The organism is Mesorhizobium sp. M7A.F.Ca.US.008.03.1.1, assembly GCF_003997495.1.
GTDB lineage: Bacteria > Pseudomonadota > Alphaproteobacteria > Rhizobiales > Rhizobiaceae > Mesorhizobium.
Window position 1 is genome coordinate 86,981 of the sequence record NZ_RZRU01000009.1, and the last position, 14,397, is coordinate 101,377.

Sequence of the window (14,397 nt, forward strand, 5' to 3'; positions counted from 1 at the left end):
AAATTGCTATTTTTGCCTCGCTTCCGCCACGACTTTTTTTAAGCTGGACCATCTTTCCCTGCGGCCTGCCATCAGTCGCGACGATCGGAGTACCTCATGCGCGCAACGCGCCTCGCATTCCATGCCGTCCTGCTGTCGGGGGTCTGCTCGATAGGCCCCGCCTTTGCCGCGCCGGCGCTGCAAGCCCACCGCGCCGTCTACGACCTTACCTTGAAAAAGGCTTCCGATCAGTCCGGCATCACGGGCATATCCGGCCGCATGGTCTATGAGTTCAATGGCTCGGCCTGCGAAGGGTATACGGTGAAATTCCGCTTCGTCACCCAGATCGTCACCGCCGACAACACCAGATTGACCGACCAGCAGACGACCACTTTCGAGGATGCCGAGGGCAAGACCTTTTCGTTCGTGACAAAATCCTTCGTCGACCAGAATCTCGACAAGGAGGTCAAGGGCATCGCCACGAAAGAAACCAAGGGCCTGAAGGTCGACATCGACAAGCCTGAAAAGAACAGCGTCGAGCTCGCGACAACCCAATTCCCGACCCAGCATCTGGTCGAACTGATCGGCAAGGCCGAAAAGGGCGAAAATTTTTACGAAACCAACCTGTTCGATGGTTCCGAAGACGCCAACAAGGTGATGACCACCACCGTCGTCGTCGGCAAGAAAACGGATGCCGACAAGGCCGACCCGGAGGCTCCCGCACTGGCAAAGCTCGCCACCGACAAATACTGGCCGGTCGACATCGCCTATTTCGACGACACCGACAAGACGGGCGAAGAGGTCCCGGAATACCGTATCAGCTTCAAGCTGCATGAGAACGGCATCACCCGCGATCTCGTCATGGACTATGGCGACTTCTCGATGACCGGCAAGCTGGTCAACCTGTCTCTGTTCGACCAGACTAAACCTTGTCCCGCCAAATAGTGCCTGTCTAGGCAGTTGATTTACCACGACACGGCGCGGTCGTAACGAACGACTTGAGCGTGCCGCAATCGTCTCCCAACCTGCTTGCCAGCGTCCAGGCGCGAGGGGGATCAGCTTGAGCAGGATCGATACATTCGTGGCGCCGCGGCCCAACCCGGCACTGATCAGGGCCATGACATCCGTCAACCGGATCGTCATGCTGCGCGGCATTCCCGGATTTCGGGATTTGTTGCCGTTCAATCGCCTGGCCGGTCTGCGCGGTGTCGCCAATGTCCGTCACATCGATTTTCCCGACGCCGATCTTGAGCGGCTGAGGGCCAGTTGCGGGGCAGGGAAGGCGACCTTCATCACGCCCAATCATCCCGAGTTCTTCACCGACTGGATGATCGACAAGGAAATCGTGTCGCAGGTCAGCCCGCTCACGGCCTCATGGGCAACCAATGGTGTCGTCAACGGCCTTGGCCGGCTGATGCAGAAGTTCTGGCTGGCCAACAATCTGATCGCCCAGATTCCCGGCAACAGCGGGGCGGCCAAGGAACATTCCGTCGCCTGGGCCTTGAAAGGCCATGGTGTGCTGCTTCATCCCGAAGGCGGCGTCGGCTGGCATGCCAACATCGTTGCGCCGCTGCTGCCGGGTGCCGTCGAGATGGGGCTGGAGGCCCTCAAGCGCGGTCGGGCCACGGATCCCGATTTCAAGGTTTGGATCGCGCCAGTCGTCTGGAAGCTTGCCTTCACCGGGAATGTCGAAGCGGCGCTGGCGAAGGAATGCGCCTATGTCGAGAAAAGCCTGAAAATAGAACCCCGCGCGACCGACACGCTGCCGCAACGCATCCACCATGTCTATTCGACGCTGCTGGCCCGCGATGAGGCCGCATGGGGCATGCCGTCTGACGAAGGCGCGACCTATGCCGAGCGCCGGCAGAGGTTGATCACCGAACTCGGCCGCCGGCTCGGCGAAGGCATCTCACCCGAAGCTGCCATCACCGACACCACCGAGCTTCTGCGACGTGCGCGTCGCTGGCAGCGCGAAAACACTGGCGATGCGGAACGGCAAAGGCAGGTCCGCGCGCTCGCCGATAGGGTTCAGAGGCTGCAACGCGTCGGACCTTGGGCCTCGGCCAATCCGCGCATCACTCAGGAGGAGATCGCCGAACATCTGAAGCGGATCCGCAACGACTATTGTCGGGGCGGACTGCGCGACACGATGAACCGGTTCGTTCCGCAGCCGGCCGGACCGCGTCGCGCCCATATCCGGGTGCCGGAGGCGCTGGGCCTGCATGAATATGCGGGCTCGATCAACGATGCGGTTGCCGAGCTGCACCGTCGCATGCAGGATACAGTCACCAACATTGTGGCCGAGCTTGCGGCCAAGGGCGGCTTCATTTTCTATCCGAATCCATTCTATCGTCCCTGATATCCTGGCGGGCCATGCGGCCGGCTGTGGTGAAGGATGGAAGGCAAACAGCAAGCTTCATGGCGGTCTATGTCGACGCAGCGATCTGGAACTGGGCCGGCCATCGCTGGTGCCATCTGTTGGCCGACGACACCGACGAGTTGCATCGCTTTGCCGCCCGGCTCGGGGTCAAGCGCTCATCCTACCAGGGGCCGCCCATGACATCGGCGCCGCATTATGACATAACCGGCTTCGAGCGCGACCGAGCGGTGCGGCTCGGCGCCATCGAATCCAGCCGCGAGGAGATCGTCGCGGTCTTCCGGCGGGTGCGGGTGCCGAACGGGAAGATAAAGCGCTGACGGCAGGGCGCCGATCGTCGCACGCCGCACCACAGATCCTGCGGCGCTTGCGTTTATCGCGCATCCCCTTTATATGCGCGCTCATTCCACACACGGACTTTGGTGTCTGCCCGGGAGAAATCCGGCTGAAACCTCCGGTGGCGTTCGAGGACAAAGTCCAAAAATGCCTGTGTCCGTGGAGGCTAACCGGAAAGGAACTTTGAATGGCACTGCCTGATTTCAGCATGCGCCAGCTTTTGGAAGCTGGCATTCACTTCGGCCACCAGACCCACCGCTGGAACCCGAAGATGGCGCCTTACATCTATGGCGCCCGCAACAACATCCACATCATCGACCTGTCGCAGACGGTGCCCTTGCTGCACCAGGCGTTGAAGCAGGTTTCCGACACTGTCGCCAAGGGCGGCCGCGTGTTGTTCGTCGGCACCAAGCGCCAGGCGTCCGACATCGTCGCCGATGCGGCACAGCGTTCGGCTCAGTATTATGTCAACTCGCGTTGGCTCGGCGGTATGCTGACCAACTGGAAGACGATCTCGAACTCGATCCAGCGCCTGCGCAAGCTCGACGAGATGCTGGCCGGCGAGGCGCAAGGGTTGACCAAGAAGGAACGCCTGAACCTCGACCGCGAGCGCGAGAAGCTCGACAAGGCGCTCGGCGGCATCAAGGACATGGGCTCGACGCCCGACCTGATGTTCGTGATCGACACCAACAAGGAAGCGATCGCCATCCTCGAGGCCAAGCGCCTCGGCATCCCGGTCGTCGCCATCATCGATTCGAACTGCGATCCGGACAAGATCGACTTCCCGATCCCCGGCAATGACGACGCGGCCCGCGCCATCCAGCTTTATTGCGATCTGATCGCCAAGGCTGCGATCGACGGCATCGCCCGCCAGCAGGGCGCGCTCGGCGTCGACATCGGCGCTTCGGTCGAAGCTCCGGTCGAACCCGCGCTCGACCCGGCTCCGGCGTCGGAAGCCCCCGAAGCTTGATAAGCGAAGGCCGGTTGCGGCCTTCATCTTTCTCATATTCCGGCACGCTAAACAGACGCACCGTCGAACACCGATGGTGCGTCGGTGCATTTAAACCAAAGAGGCGACAATGAGCATTTCGGCTGCACAGGTCAAAGAACTCCGCGACTTGACCGGCGCGGGCATGATGGATTGCAAGGCGGCGTTGACCGAGACCAACGGCAACATGGAAGAGGCCGTCGACTGGCTGCGCAAGAAGGGTATCTCCAAGGCCGACAAGAAGGCCGGCCGCACCGCGGCTGAAGGCCTGATCGGCGTCGACAATGGCGTGCGCGAGGCTGCCGTCGTCGAGGTCAATTCCGAGACCGACTTCGTTGCCCGCAACGCCGCGTTTCAGGAAATCGTCGCCAACGTTGCCAAGGTTGCCCTGGCCTATGGCACGACCGAAGCTGTGGCCGCCGCAAAGTATCCGGGTTCCGACAAATCTGTTGCCGACACCATCAAAGACGCTGTCGGCACCATCGGCGAAAACATGGGCTTCCGCCGTTCGGCCAAGCTCACGGTTCCGCACGGCGCTGTCGCTACCTACGTCCACAACGCAGTTGCCGACGGCCTTGGCAAACTCGGCGTGCTGGTCGCGATCGAGACCACGGGCAATGAGCATGCCGCCAACGCCTTTGGCCGCCAGGTGGCCATGCATGTTGCCGCCACCAACCCTCTGGCGCTGACCGCAGAGCAGATCGATCCGGCCGCGGTCGAACGCGAGAAGGCGATCTTCTCCGACCAGGCGCGCCAGTCGGGCAAGCCGGAAGCGATCATCGAGAAGATGGTCGAGGGCCGTCTGCGCAAGTTCTACGAGGAAGTCGTGCTCCTGAAGCAGGCCTTCGTGCTCAATCCCGACATCACTGTCGAGAAGGCGCTGAAGGATGCCGAGAAGGAGATCGGTGCGCCGGCCAAGATCACCGCCTACCTGCGCTTTGCGCTGGGCGAGGGCATCGAGAAGGAAGAGACCGATTTCGCCGCGGAAGTCGCTGCAGCGGTCAAGAAATAGCCCTTTCCAGGGCTTACGAACTCAGGCAACTCGGCCGGGTGTCCGCAAGGAGGCCCGGCCGATTTCTTGTGCGGTGTCGATAAAGGCCCTGAGCTTCGGCGCCATCGCCGCCCGGCGCGGAAAATAGAGGAATAGCCCCGGTTCCTCAATCGCCGTCTGCTGCAGCACCTGGACGAGGCGGCCCGCGGCAAGATCGGCGCGCGCCAGCGGCTCGAACACATAGGCAAGCCCGACGCCTGCAAGCGCAAGATCGATTGCTGCGAGCGAATCCGTCACGACAACGCTGCCCCGCGTCTCCACCGCGATGTCCTTGCCATCCTCGATCAAATCCCAGCGATACAGCGCACCGGAGCGGACGAGCCGGTAGCCAATACAATTGTGGTTCGCCAGGTCGGCAACGCCGCCGGGACGGCCGTGCCTTCCGATATAGGCGGGCGAGGCGACGATGACGACGGAGAATGGCGGCGTCAGCCTGACCGCGATCATGTCTTGGGCGATCATCTCGCCAAGCCGGATGCCGGCATCGAAGCCTTCACCGACGATATCAACCAGACCCTGGTCAGCGAAGACCTCGACCGTAACCTCCGGATAGCGCTCGGCCATCGCCGCGACCACCGGCGTCACCGCCAATGGCATCGCGATGTTGGAGGCGTTGATCCTGAGCAGGCCAGACGGCCTGCCTTTGACGCTGCGGATGCGGTCCATCCGCTCGGCAATATCCTGGAGGGCCGGAGCCGCCGTTTCCACCAGCGCCTTGCCGGCCTCGGTGAGCGAAACGCTGCGCGTCGTTCGGGCGAACAAGGGCTGGCCGATCCGCTCTTCGACAATGCGCACCGCATGGCTGACCGCCGAAGGGCTCATGCCGAGTTCGGCGGCGGCAAGCGCGAAGCCGCCACGCCGGGCAACTGCGACCACGACAGGAAGATGGCTGAGCAGATCGCGATCCATTCATGAATGATATCGCATGGTCTTTGCCAACAATGCAACCTTATCGATGCCAAGGCGGTGGTCCACATTGTCGCCAACTCATCGGCGATCGGCTGATGGCACTGAGGAGACGAGACATGAACACGTTAAAGCACGTAACTTTCGCGGCAGGCATGGCGTTGGCGCCGATGGATGCCGGCGGGGCGGAGCCGTCAGACTGGCGGGCCCTTGCAGACGAACGCGCGGTCATTCGCATTGCCGACGCCATCGACCGGGCCGTTGACGCCCAGGACTGGAAACTTGCACGCGGCTATTTTGCGGATCGGATCACCGCCGACTTCAGCAGTCTCTCCGGACAGCCGGCGGCCAACATCGCCTCCGACGATCTGGTTGGCGCTTGGGCGGCCAACCTCAAGGGCAGCAAGACAAGCCTGCATCTGCGCACCAATCACCAGGTCGTTATCAAGGCGGACACGGCGACTGTCCTGTCGAACGGCTATGCCTGGAACCGGATGGAAGGCAACGGCGACCCGCTTTGGGAGGTCTGGGGCAGCTACGAGCATCACCTGACGCGTTTTGCGGATGGCTGGAAGGTCGATGGCTTCGCGTTCCACATGACACACGAGCGCGGCAATCCCTGGGTCAAGAACACTCCGGGCCAGTGACGCGCGGGGTATCTATCACCAAGCATTGGAAGACGATTATGACCATGACCATGACCTACTACACTCTTGGCAACAGCGGCCTCAGGGTAAGCCGGCTGGCACTGGGCACGATGACTTTCGGCAAGGAATGGGGCTGGGGAGCCGACAGGGATACGGCGCGGGCGATTTTCGACGCCTATGTCGAGGCGGGCGGCAATGTCTTCGACACGGCGGATCTCTACACAGACGGCACGGCCGAAGCCTGGCTTGGTGAATTCATCGCCGAGCGCGGGCTGCGCGACACGGCGGTGATCGCCAGCAAGTTCACCATGAACATGCAGCCCGGCAATCCGAATGCCGGCGGCAACGGCCGCAAGAACATCATGCGGGCCGTCGACGCTTCGCTGAAACGGTTGGGGACCGACTATATCGATCTCTATCTCATGCATGTGTGGGACAGACTGACCCCGGCTGAAGAGGTCATGCGCACGCTGGACGACCTCGTTCGGATGGGCAAGGTGCGCCATGTCGGCCTTTCCGATGTGCCCGCCTGGTATGCGGGCCGCGCGCAGGCGATCGCCGAATTACGCGGATATGAGCCGGTTTCGACGCTACAGCTCGAATATTCGTTGGCCGAACGCGCGATCGAGAACGAGTTCGTGCCATTCGGCACACGCCATGGCGCCGGCATCATGGTGTGGAGCCCGCTGGCCAGCGGACTGCTGAGCGGCAAGTATCGGCCGGCTCAGGCCGGAAACGCGGGCCGGCTCGACGGATTTCGCAACTCGACACATCCGGGTTTCCAAAAGTTCACCCAACGCAACTGGGCTATCGTGGCCGAACTCGAGAAGGTCGCATCCGAGATCGGCCGCAGCATGCCTCAGGTCGCGCTCAACTGGGTGGCGACGCAGCCCGGGATCGCAACCGTCATCCTCGGCGCGACGACACTCAGCCAAATGCATGACAATCTTGGCGCGCTGGATTTCGAGATTCCGAAAGCGCATCGCGACCGGCTGGAGAGAGTCAGCAGAATTCCAGCGCCGTTTCCCTATTCCTATTTCGGCTCGCAGATACAGGCGCGCGTTACCGGCGGCGCTACAACCGGCGACAAGCCCTCCAACTACGCGTCACCGGTGCTCATCGAAGGAGCGTCGGCCAGCGTGTCCACCAATTGATTGATGGGACAGGAAACCGCGAATTTGCCGTTTGGGCGCCGCGTGACATCGCGGCGCCCTTCGTGTATCGGAACGCCATTGTTTCGAGGCGGCACCTGCGCGAGGGTAGCCTCCTGGAACGCGCCACACGCAAAAATGACGAGGCCCAGATGACGGTGAAGCCCCTCTACCGACGTGTCTTGCTGAAAGCGTCGGGCGAAGCATTGATGGGCGAGCAGCATTTCGGCATCGACGTTTCAGTGGTGGATCGCATCGCCGGCGACATCGCCGAGGCGCGTGCATTGGGCATCGAGGTCGGCGTTGTCATCGGCGGCGGCAACATTTTTCGCGGCGTGGCCGTTGCCTCCAAGGGCGGCGACCGTGTCACGGGCGACCACATGGGCATGCTTGCCACGGTGATCAATTCGTTGGCGCTGCGCACGTCATTGAACAAGATCGGCGTCGACGCCGTGGTGCTTTCGGCGATCGCCATGCCTGAACTTTGCGAGAGCTTTTCGCAGCGCCAAGCGACCGCCTACATGAACCAGGGCAAGGTGGTGATCTTTGCCGGCGGCACCGGTAATCCGTTCTTCACCACTGATTCGGCCGCCGCCCTCCGCGCGGCTGAAATCGGCGCCGACGCTCTGTTCAAGGGCACTCAGGTCGACGGCGTCTACTCGGCGGACCCGAAAAAGGATCCGAATGCGACGCGTTTCGAGCGCATCAGCCATGGCGAAGTCATAAATCGCGGCCTTTCCATCATGGATACCGCAGCGATTGCACTTGCGCGCGAAAACAACATTCCGATAATCGTTTATTCGATCCACGAAAAAGGTGGTTTCGGCGATATTCTAAGGGGCGGCGGCCGCTGCACGGTCGTCGCCGACGATTGATCGGCGGTCTGACCCCAAAAGGGGAAGCCGGTTTTCGAAAATCCGGTTCGATAAGGCCGCCCCGAAGCAGTGAACCCGCATTAGACGGGTCGAGGAGATAAAGATGAGTGGTGAGTACGACGATCTCAAGCGGCGCATGGATGGGGCTATTGCCGCGTTCAAGCATGATCTGGCCTCGCTGCGGACCGGTCGCGCCTCCAGCAATCTGCTCGATGCGATCCAGGTGCAGGCCTATGGCACCACCATGCCGATCAATCAGGTCGCCAACGTCTCGGTGCCGGAGCCGCGCATGATCTCGGTGTCGGTCTGGGACAAGTCGATGGTCGGCGCGGTCGACCGTGCGATCCGCGAATCCAATTTGGGGTTCAACCCGATCGTAGACGGCACCAACCTCAGGATTCCGCTGCCCGAACTCAACGAACAGCGCCGCAAGGAACTGGTCAAGATCTCGCACACCTACGCCGAGAACGCCCGTGTCGCCGCGCGCCATGTGCGCCGCGACGGCATGGACTTCCTGAAGAAGGCGGAGAAGGACGGCGACATCAGCGAAGACGATCAGCGCAAGCGCTCGGACCAGGTCCAGAAACTTACCGACGAGACGATCAGCACCATCGACCACCTGCTTTCCGATAAGGAAGCTGAAATCATGCAGGTTTAGGGTCTTGGCCGCCGGCTGACCCGAAAGCGAGAACATGGCAACGCCCGCGCATGTCGCGATCATCATGGACGGAAACGGACGCTGGGCCAAGGCGCGCGGCATGCCCCGTCTTGCGGGCCACCGTGCCGGCGTCGAGGCGCTGCGCAAGACAGTGCGCGCGGCACCCGGGCTCGGCATCTCCTACCTGACCGTCTATGCTTTCTCATCGGAGAACTGGTCGCGGCCGAAGTCCGAGGTCAGCGACCTGATGGGCCTCCTGAAAATGTTCATCCGCCGCGACCTTGCCGAACTGCACCAGAGCGGTGTGCGGGTTAGAATCATCGGTGACCGGGCAGGGCTGCAGCCCGATATCAGGGGACTGCTCGACGAGGCCGAAACGCTGACTGCCGCAAACGAATCTCTGACGCTGGTGATCGCCTTCAACTATGGCGGCCGCGACGAAATCGTTCGCACGGCACAAAAGCTTGCGGCGGCCGTGGCGCGTGGCGAACTCGACGCCGAGGCGATATCAGCCGAAAGCTTTGCCGGCGCGCTCGATACGCAAGGCATTCCCGACCCGGAACTGGTCATCCGCACCAGCGGCGAGCTTCGGCTGTCGAATTTCCTTCTGTGGCAAGCCGCCTATAGCGAGCTCGTCTTCCTGCCTTGCTACTGGCCCGACTTCAGCCGCGAGCACCTTGCCGAAGCCCTGCGTGAGTTTGCTGGCCGCGAACGCCGTTTCGGCGGACTTGGAGGCCAGGACGTCGCTTCGCGACCGGCCGCGGGATGAGCAATCTCCAGCTTCGTGTCGTTTCGGCGATCGTGCTCGCCATCATCACTCTCGGCTTGACCTGGATCGGCGGTCTGCCGTTCCGGCTGCTGTGCGCCGTAATATCGGCGGCGATCTTTTATGAATGGACCCGCATGTCCCGCCCGACCGGGGCCACGGGGCTGGGCTTCCTGCCGGAAGCGCTGCTGGTTGTCTTCATCGGCGCCTTGATTGGCGGCCTGGCCGCCTCTTGGCTGCTGCCGCTTGTGGCCGCCACTGTTGCCGCAACGGCGATAGCCGCCTCGGTTCGCAAGACCGGACAATGGGATGCGAGTGGCCTTGCCTATGCCGCGGTTTCAGGCCTGTCGCTCGCCTTGCTGCGCGATGGCGATCGTTCAGGCCTCATTGCCATCCTGTTCCTGTTCGCGGTCGTCTGGGCCACCGATATCCTTGCCTATTTCGTGGGGCGCGCCGTCGGCGGCCCGAAACTGGCGCCGGCGATCTCGCCCGGCAAGACACGCAGCGGCGCGCTGGGCGGCGCTGTCGGCGGGGTCGTCGCGGGGCTGATCCTCGCCGTAGCTGCCGGTGTCGGCAATCTGGCATTGCTCGGCCTGGTGGCGCTCGTGCTGTCGATTGTCTCGCAGGCAGGCGACCTGTTTGAATCCTGGGTCAAGCGCCGCCATGGCCGCAAGGACTCAGGCGCGCTCATCCCGGGTCATGGCGGCGTCATGGATCGTGTCGATGGGCTTGTCGCAGCGGCATTCGCCCTGTACGTCATCGGCTGGATTTCGGCGAACGCCGATCATCCGGCGCAGGGGCTGTTTCCCGTTTGAGTGGTGTCATTTCAGGTCCTTTGCGCGGTGCGCCTTGGATTCGCCCGGATTGGTGTCACAGTCGCGGCGCAGTCTGCGCCGTGGAAGAATTTGAGGGTTTGTCTTGAACGAGATTCTTCACGCGCTTTTCAGCACACAAGGCTTTGTCCTCGGCACGCTGGTGCCATTCCTGTTCGTGCTGACCGTGGTCGTGTTCGTCCACGAAATGGGCCATTACCTTGTCGGGCGCTGGTGCGGCATCGGCGTCAGGGCTTTCTCGATCGGCTTCGGCCCGGAACTCTTCGGCTTCAACGACAGCCACGGCACGCGCTGGAAACTGTGTGCGATACCGCTTGGCGGCTATGTCAAATTCGTCGGCGACATGAACGCCACATCGAGCCAGCCCACGTCGGAAGAAATTGAAACGCTGACCGAGGAAGAGCGCAAGGTCGCCTTCCACACGCAGCCGATCTGGAAGCGCGCGGCGACGGTGGTGGCCGGGCCGTTGTTCAATTTCCTGCTGACGATCGTCGTCTTTTCCGTGCTGTTCACCGCCTATGGCCGCTATGTCGCCGAGCCCATGGTGGCCGAGGTGACCGCCGACAGCCCGGCGGCGAAGGCCGGCATCCTTCCCGGCGACCGATTCGTCAGCGTCGACGGCAACAAGGTCGAAACCTTTGGCGACGTCCAACGCCTGGTCTCGGGCCGTGCCGACGACGCAATCACCTTCGTCATGCTGCGCGACGGTCAGGAGGTCACTGTGACCGCGGCGCCGCGGCTGATGGAACAGGAAGACGCGCTCGGCAACAAGGTCAAGGTCGCTGTGATCGGTGTCGTCAACAACAAGGAACTCGGCCAGCCGAGGCTCATCACCTACACGCCGGTCGGAGCGGTCGCGGCGGCGGTCGAGGAAACCGGTCACGTCATCCAGCGCACCGGCCAGTTCCTGCAGCGCTTTGTTGTCGGGCGCGAAGACAAATGTCAGCTGGGCGGTCCGGTGAAGATCGCCGACATGGCGGGCAGGGCTGCGAAACTGGGATTCGAATGGCTCGTGCAGCTGGTTGCACTGCTATCCGTTGGCATCGGAATTCTGAACCTTTTGCCGATTCCCCCCCTCGACGGCGGTCACCTCTTGTTCTACGGGGTGGAGGCTGTCATTCGCCGTCCGGTGTCGGAACGGATGATGGAAATGGCCTATCGGGCCGGGTTGCTTCTGGTGCTGTGCTTCATGGGGTTCGTTTTTTGGAACGATCTGTTTGGGTGCTGAAATCATGAAGAAATTTGGCCTCTGCATGGACGATGTTGAGACGCCGTTTACCATGCAAGGGGATATGAGTGACGCGAAAGCCACGCCGCAGGGTTAAGTAAATACAAATTAACCAGAAGCCTTGCGTGTAGGGAAAATCCGGTTAATACGGTAGGGGAAATTACCGCACGTCCGGTTTTCTCGCCGTGGGGACTACGAGAAAAGGTTATTAAGCCCGATGAAGGCAGCATCCAAGTTTCTAAGCGCCGCGTCCGCGGTGACCCTGTCCGCGGCCATGGTCGTGCCAGGCGCGCTCGCAGTGCAGTTCGTTGCCACATCGGCGGCTGAAGCCGCTGTCGTCAGCAGAGTCGAGGTGAGCGGCAACCAGCGTATCGACGCTGAGACCATCCGCAATTACATCACCATCAAGCCGGGCAAGGCTTTCTCCAGTTCCGACATCGACGGTGCGGTCAAGGCACTGTTCGGCACCGGCCTGTTTTCGGACGTGCAGATCAACCAGGTCGGCTCGACGCTGGTGGTCAAGGTTGCCGAGTACCAGGTTGTCAACCAGGTGCTGTTCCAGAACAACAAGAAGCTCAAGGACAATGCGCTTGCGGCCGCGGTGCAGTTGAAGCCGCGCGGAACGTTCTCGCAGGCGACGCTGGACGCCGACGTGGAATCGGTCAAGGCTGCCTACCGGCGCATTGGTCGCGACGATGTGACTGTGACCACGCAGGTCATGCAACTTGGCGATAATCGCGTAAATGTTGTCTTCAACGTCGCTGAAGGCGATCGTACGCAGATCGCGGCGGTCAATTTCGTCGGCAACAGCGCCTATTCCAGTCGCCGTCTGGCGGATATCATCAACACCAAGCGCTCGTCCTGGCTTTCCTTCGTCCTGCGCGACGACGTCTATGACGATGACAAGCTGCGCGCGGACCAGGAGCTGCTGCGCCGCTTCTACTACAATCACGGCTATGCCGACTTCCAGGTCGTGTCCGCCGTCGGCGAGCTCGACAGCGCGACGAACAAGTACACGGTCACCATCACCGTCCAGGAAGGCGACCGCTACACGTTCGGCGATGTCAGCGTCGAGAGCTCGATCCCTGAAGTAGACGGCAAGTCGCTGGAATCGGTGATCGAGACTCACAAGGGTGACGTCTACAACGCCAAGAACGTCGAGGATTCCATCATCGCGCTGACCGAGAAGGTGGCCGGTTCCGGCTATGCCTTCGCGCAGGTCACGCCGCGCGGCGACCGCAATTTCGAGAACCACACCATTTCGGTTGTCTACACGATCGACCAGGGCACCAAGGCCTATATCGAGCGCATCGAGATCCGCGGCAACGACCGCACGCGTGACTATGTCATCCGCCGCGAGTTCGATGTCAGCGAAGGCGACGCCTTCAACCAGGTGCTCATCCAGCGCGCGAAAAAGCGCCTGGAAAATCTGAATTACTTTGAGAAAGTCGACATCTCGACCGTGCCGGGCTCGCAGCCCGACCAGGTCGTTCTGGTGGTCGATGTGGTTGAGAAGTCGACCGGCGAGTTCTCGGTGGGCGCTGGTTATTCGACCGGTGGCGACACGGCCGGCCCGTCGGTCGAAGGATCGGTCACCGAGCGCAACTTCCTCGGTCGTGGCCAGTTCATCAAGGTGTCGGCGGGCGGCGGCAAGAATTCACGCGACTACAGCCTGTCCTTCACAGAGCCTTATTTCCTCGGACGGCGCATCGCCGCCGGCTTCGACATCTTCAAGCAGACGCGGGAATACGACAATTACAACAGCGATACCGTGGGTGCGACGGTGCGCTTCGGTCTACCGATCACCGACAGCATTACGACACAGCTCGCGTACAACATCGCGCAGGAGAAATACGAACTCGAAGATGATTGTGTGACCGGCGGGATTTATGATCCGTCCAAGTGCGATGTTTCCACCGCCATCCTGGATGGCATAGATCAAAGTCCATGGCTCAAGTCGTCTGTCAGCCTCGGATTGGTCTACAACACCATAGACGACATGAAGAACCCGCATGAGGGCATCTATGCCACCACGACCGTGGAGGTCGCAGGCCTCGGCGGTGATGCCAAGTTCGTGAAGATCACGGGACGCGGCAGCATCTATCAGACGCTGTCGGAGCAGTACGACCTTGTTGGGCTCATTTCAGGCGGCGCGGGCCATGTCGAGGGGTACGGCAGTGACGGTTTGCGCATCTTTGATCAGTTCCAGAGCTCCGACCGCATGATCCGTGGCTTCGCCTATGGCGGCATCGGTCCTGTCGATACTGCTACGGGCGACCATCTCGGCGGCACGACCTATTTCAATGCGTCGGCGGAGGCCCAGTTCCCGCTCCCGGTCATTCCGGAGAGCTTCGGCTTGCGTGGCGCAGTCTTCGCGGACGCGGCAACGCTCTATGGAAGCAAGGTCGACACCGCTGGAGTCAATCAGGACTCGGTCGGCATGAAGTTGCGTGCCTCGGTCGGCCTCGGCCTGATGTGGGCGTCGCCGTTCGGTCCGATCCGTATCGACTATGCGATTCCGGTCAAGAAGGAAGCGCGCGACGACGTGCAGGAATTCAACTTCGGCATATCGACCCGCTTCTGATCGGCGGCCAACGATGCT

Annotated in this window: 14 protein-coding genes; 13 read left to right on the forward strand and 1 reads right to left on the reverse strand. The window is 61.7% G+C overall.

Annotated features, from left to right (window positions below):
• The first annotated feature begins 96 nt into the window (after positions 1 to 96).
• The 5 genes from EOA16_RS14590 (at position 97) to tsf (ending at position 4,692) form a co-directional block, all read left to right on the forward strand.
• Complete coding sequence (locus EOA16_RS14590) at positions 97 to 924, forward strand: cell envelope integrity EipB family protein (protein WP_127258978.1); 828 nt, start codon at positions 97 to 99, stop codon at positions 922 to 924.
• Between the two features lie 115 nt (positions 925 to 1,039).
• A complete protein-coding gene (locus tag EOA16_RS14595; RefSeq protein WP_127258979.1) occupies positions 1,040 to 2,338 on the forward strand; it encodes a hypothetical protein in 1,299 nt (432 codons plus the stop codon).
• A 59-nt stretch (positions 2,339 to 2,397) separates the two neighbouring features.
• Positions 2,398 to 2,676 (forward strand): DUF4031 domain-containing protein, encoded by a 279-nt coding sequence (locus EOA16_RS14600; RefSeq protein ID WP_127258981.1) that lies wholly within the window; start codon positions 2,398 to 2,400, stop codon positions 2,674 to 2,676.
• Positions 2,677 to 2,879: 203 nt separating this feature from the next.
• Entirely contained in the window at positions 2,880 to 3,662 is a 783-nt protein-coding gene (gene rpsB, locus EOA16_RS14605; RefSeq protein ID WP_023777441.1) for a 30S ribosomal protein S2, read from the forward strand.
• 109 nt (positions 3,663 to 3,771) lie between these two features.
• Positions 3,772 to 4,692, forward strand: coding sequence for a translation elongation factor Ts (gene tsf / locus EOA16_RS14610; protein WP_023812936.1), 921 nt, complete (start codon positions 3,772 to 3,774; stop codon positions 4,690 to 4,692).
• Positions 4,693 to 4,713: 21 nt separating this feature from the next.
• On the opposite strand, the gene EOA16_RS14615 is transcribed toward tsf, so the two are convergent.
• Positions 4,714 to 5,640: a LysR family transcriptional regulator gene (locus EOA16_RS14615; protein ID WP_127258982.1), complete on the reverse strand. Its 927-nt coding sequence runs from the start codon at positions 5,638 to 5,640 to the stop codon at positions 4,714 to 4,716.
• A 116-nt stretch (positions 5,641 to 5,756) separates the two neighbouring features.
• Here EOA16_RS14615 and EOA16_RS14620 point away from each other — a divergent pair, with 116 nt between their 5' ends.
• From EOA16_RS14620 to bamA, 8 genes are all read left to right on the forward strand, one after another.
• Complete coding sequence (locus tag EOA16_RS14620) at positions 5,757 to 6,284, forward strand: nuclear transport factor 2 family protein (RefSeq protein ID WP_127258984.1); 528 nt, start codon at positions 5,757 to 5,759, stop codon at positions 6,282 to 6,284.
• A gap of 44 nt (positions 6,285 to 6,328) precedes the next feature.
• Positions 6,329 to 7,438, forward strand: coding sequence for an aldo/keto reductase (locus EOA16_RS14625; RefSeq protein WP_127259194.1), 1,110 nt, complete (start codon positions 6,329 to 6,331; stop codon positions 7,436 to 7,438).
• 149 nt (positions 7,439 to 7,587) lie between these two features.
• A complete protein-coding gene (pyrH, locus tag EOA16_RS14630; protein WP_013531760.1) occupies positions 7,588 to 8,310 on the forward strand; it encodes a UMP kinase in 723 nt (240 codons plus the stop codon).
• Positions 8,311 to 8,413: 103 nt separating this feature from the next.
• A complete protein-coding gene (frr, locus tag EOA16_RS14635; protein WP_013531759.1) occupies positions 8,414 to 8,968 on the forward strand; it encodes a ribosome recycling factor in 555 nt (184 codons plus the stop codon).
• 34 nt (positions 8,969 to 9,002) lie between these two features.
• A complete protein-coding gene (locus EOA16_RS14640; protein WP_027036662.1) occupies positions 9,003 to 9,737 on the forward strand; it encodes an isoprenyl transferase in 735 nt (244 codons plus the stop codon).
• On the forward strand, positions 9,734 to 10,549 hold the full coding sequence (locus tag EOA16_RS14645; protein ID WP_127258985.1) for a phosphatidate cytidylyltransferase: 816 nt from the start codon (positions 9,734 to 9,736) through the stop codon (positions 10,547 to 10,549). The genes EOA16_RS14640 and EOA16_RS14645 overlap by 4 nt, the downstream gene beginning before the upstream one ends.
• 103 nt (positions 10,550 to 10,652) lie before the next feature.
• Positions 10,653 to 11,795 (forward strand): RIP metalloprotease RseP, encoded by a 1,143-nt coding sequence (gene rseP / locus EOA16_RS14650; RefSeq protein WP_127258987.1) that lies wholly within the window; start codon positions 10,653 to 10,655, stop codon positions 11,793 to 11,795.
• 217 nt (positions 11,796 to 12,012) lie between these two features.
• Complete coding sequence (gene bamA / locus EOA16_RS14655) at positions 12,013 to 14,379, forward strand: outer membrane protein assembly factor BamA (protein WP_127258988.1); 2,367 nt, start codon at positions 12,013 to 12,015, stop codon at positions 14,377 to 14,379.
• The last annotated feature ends 18 nt before the right edge of the window (positions 14,380 to 14,397 follow it).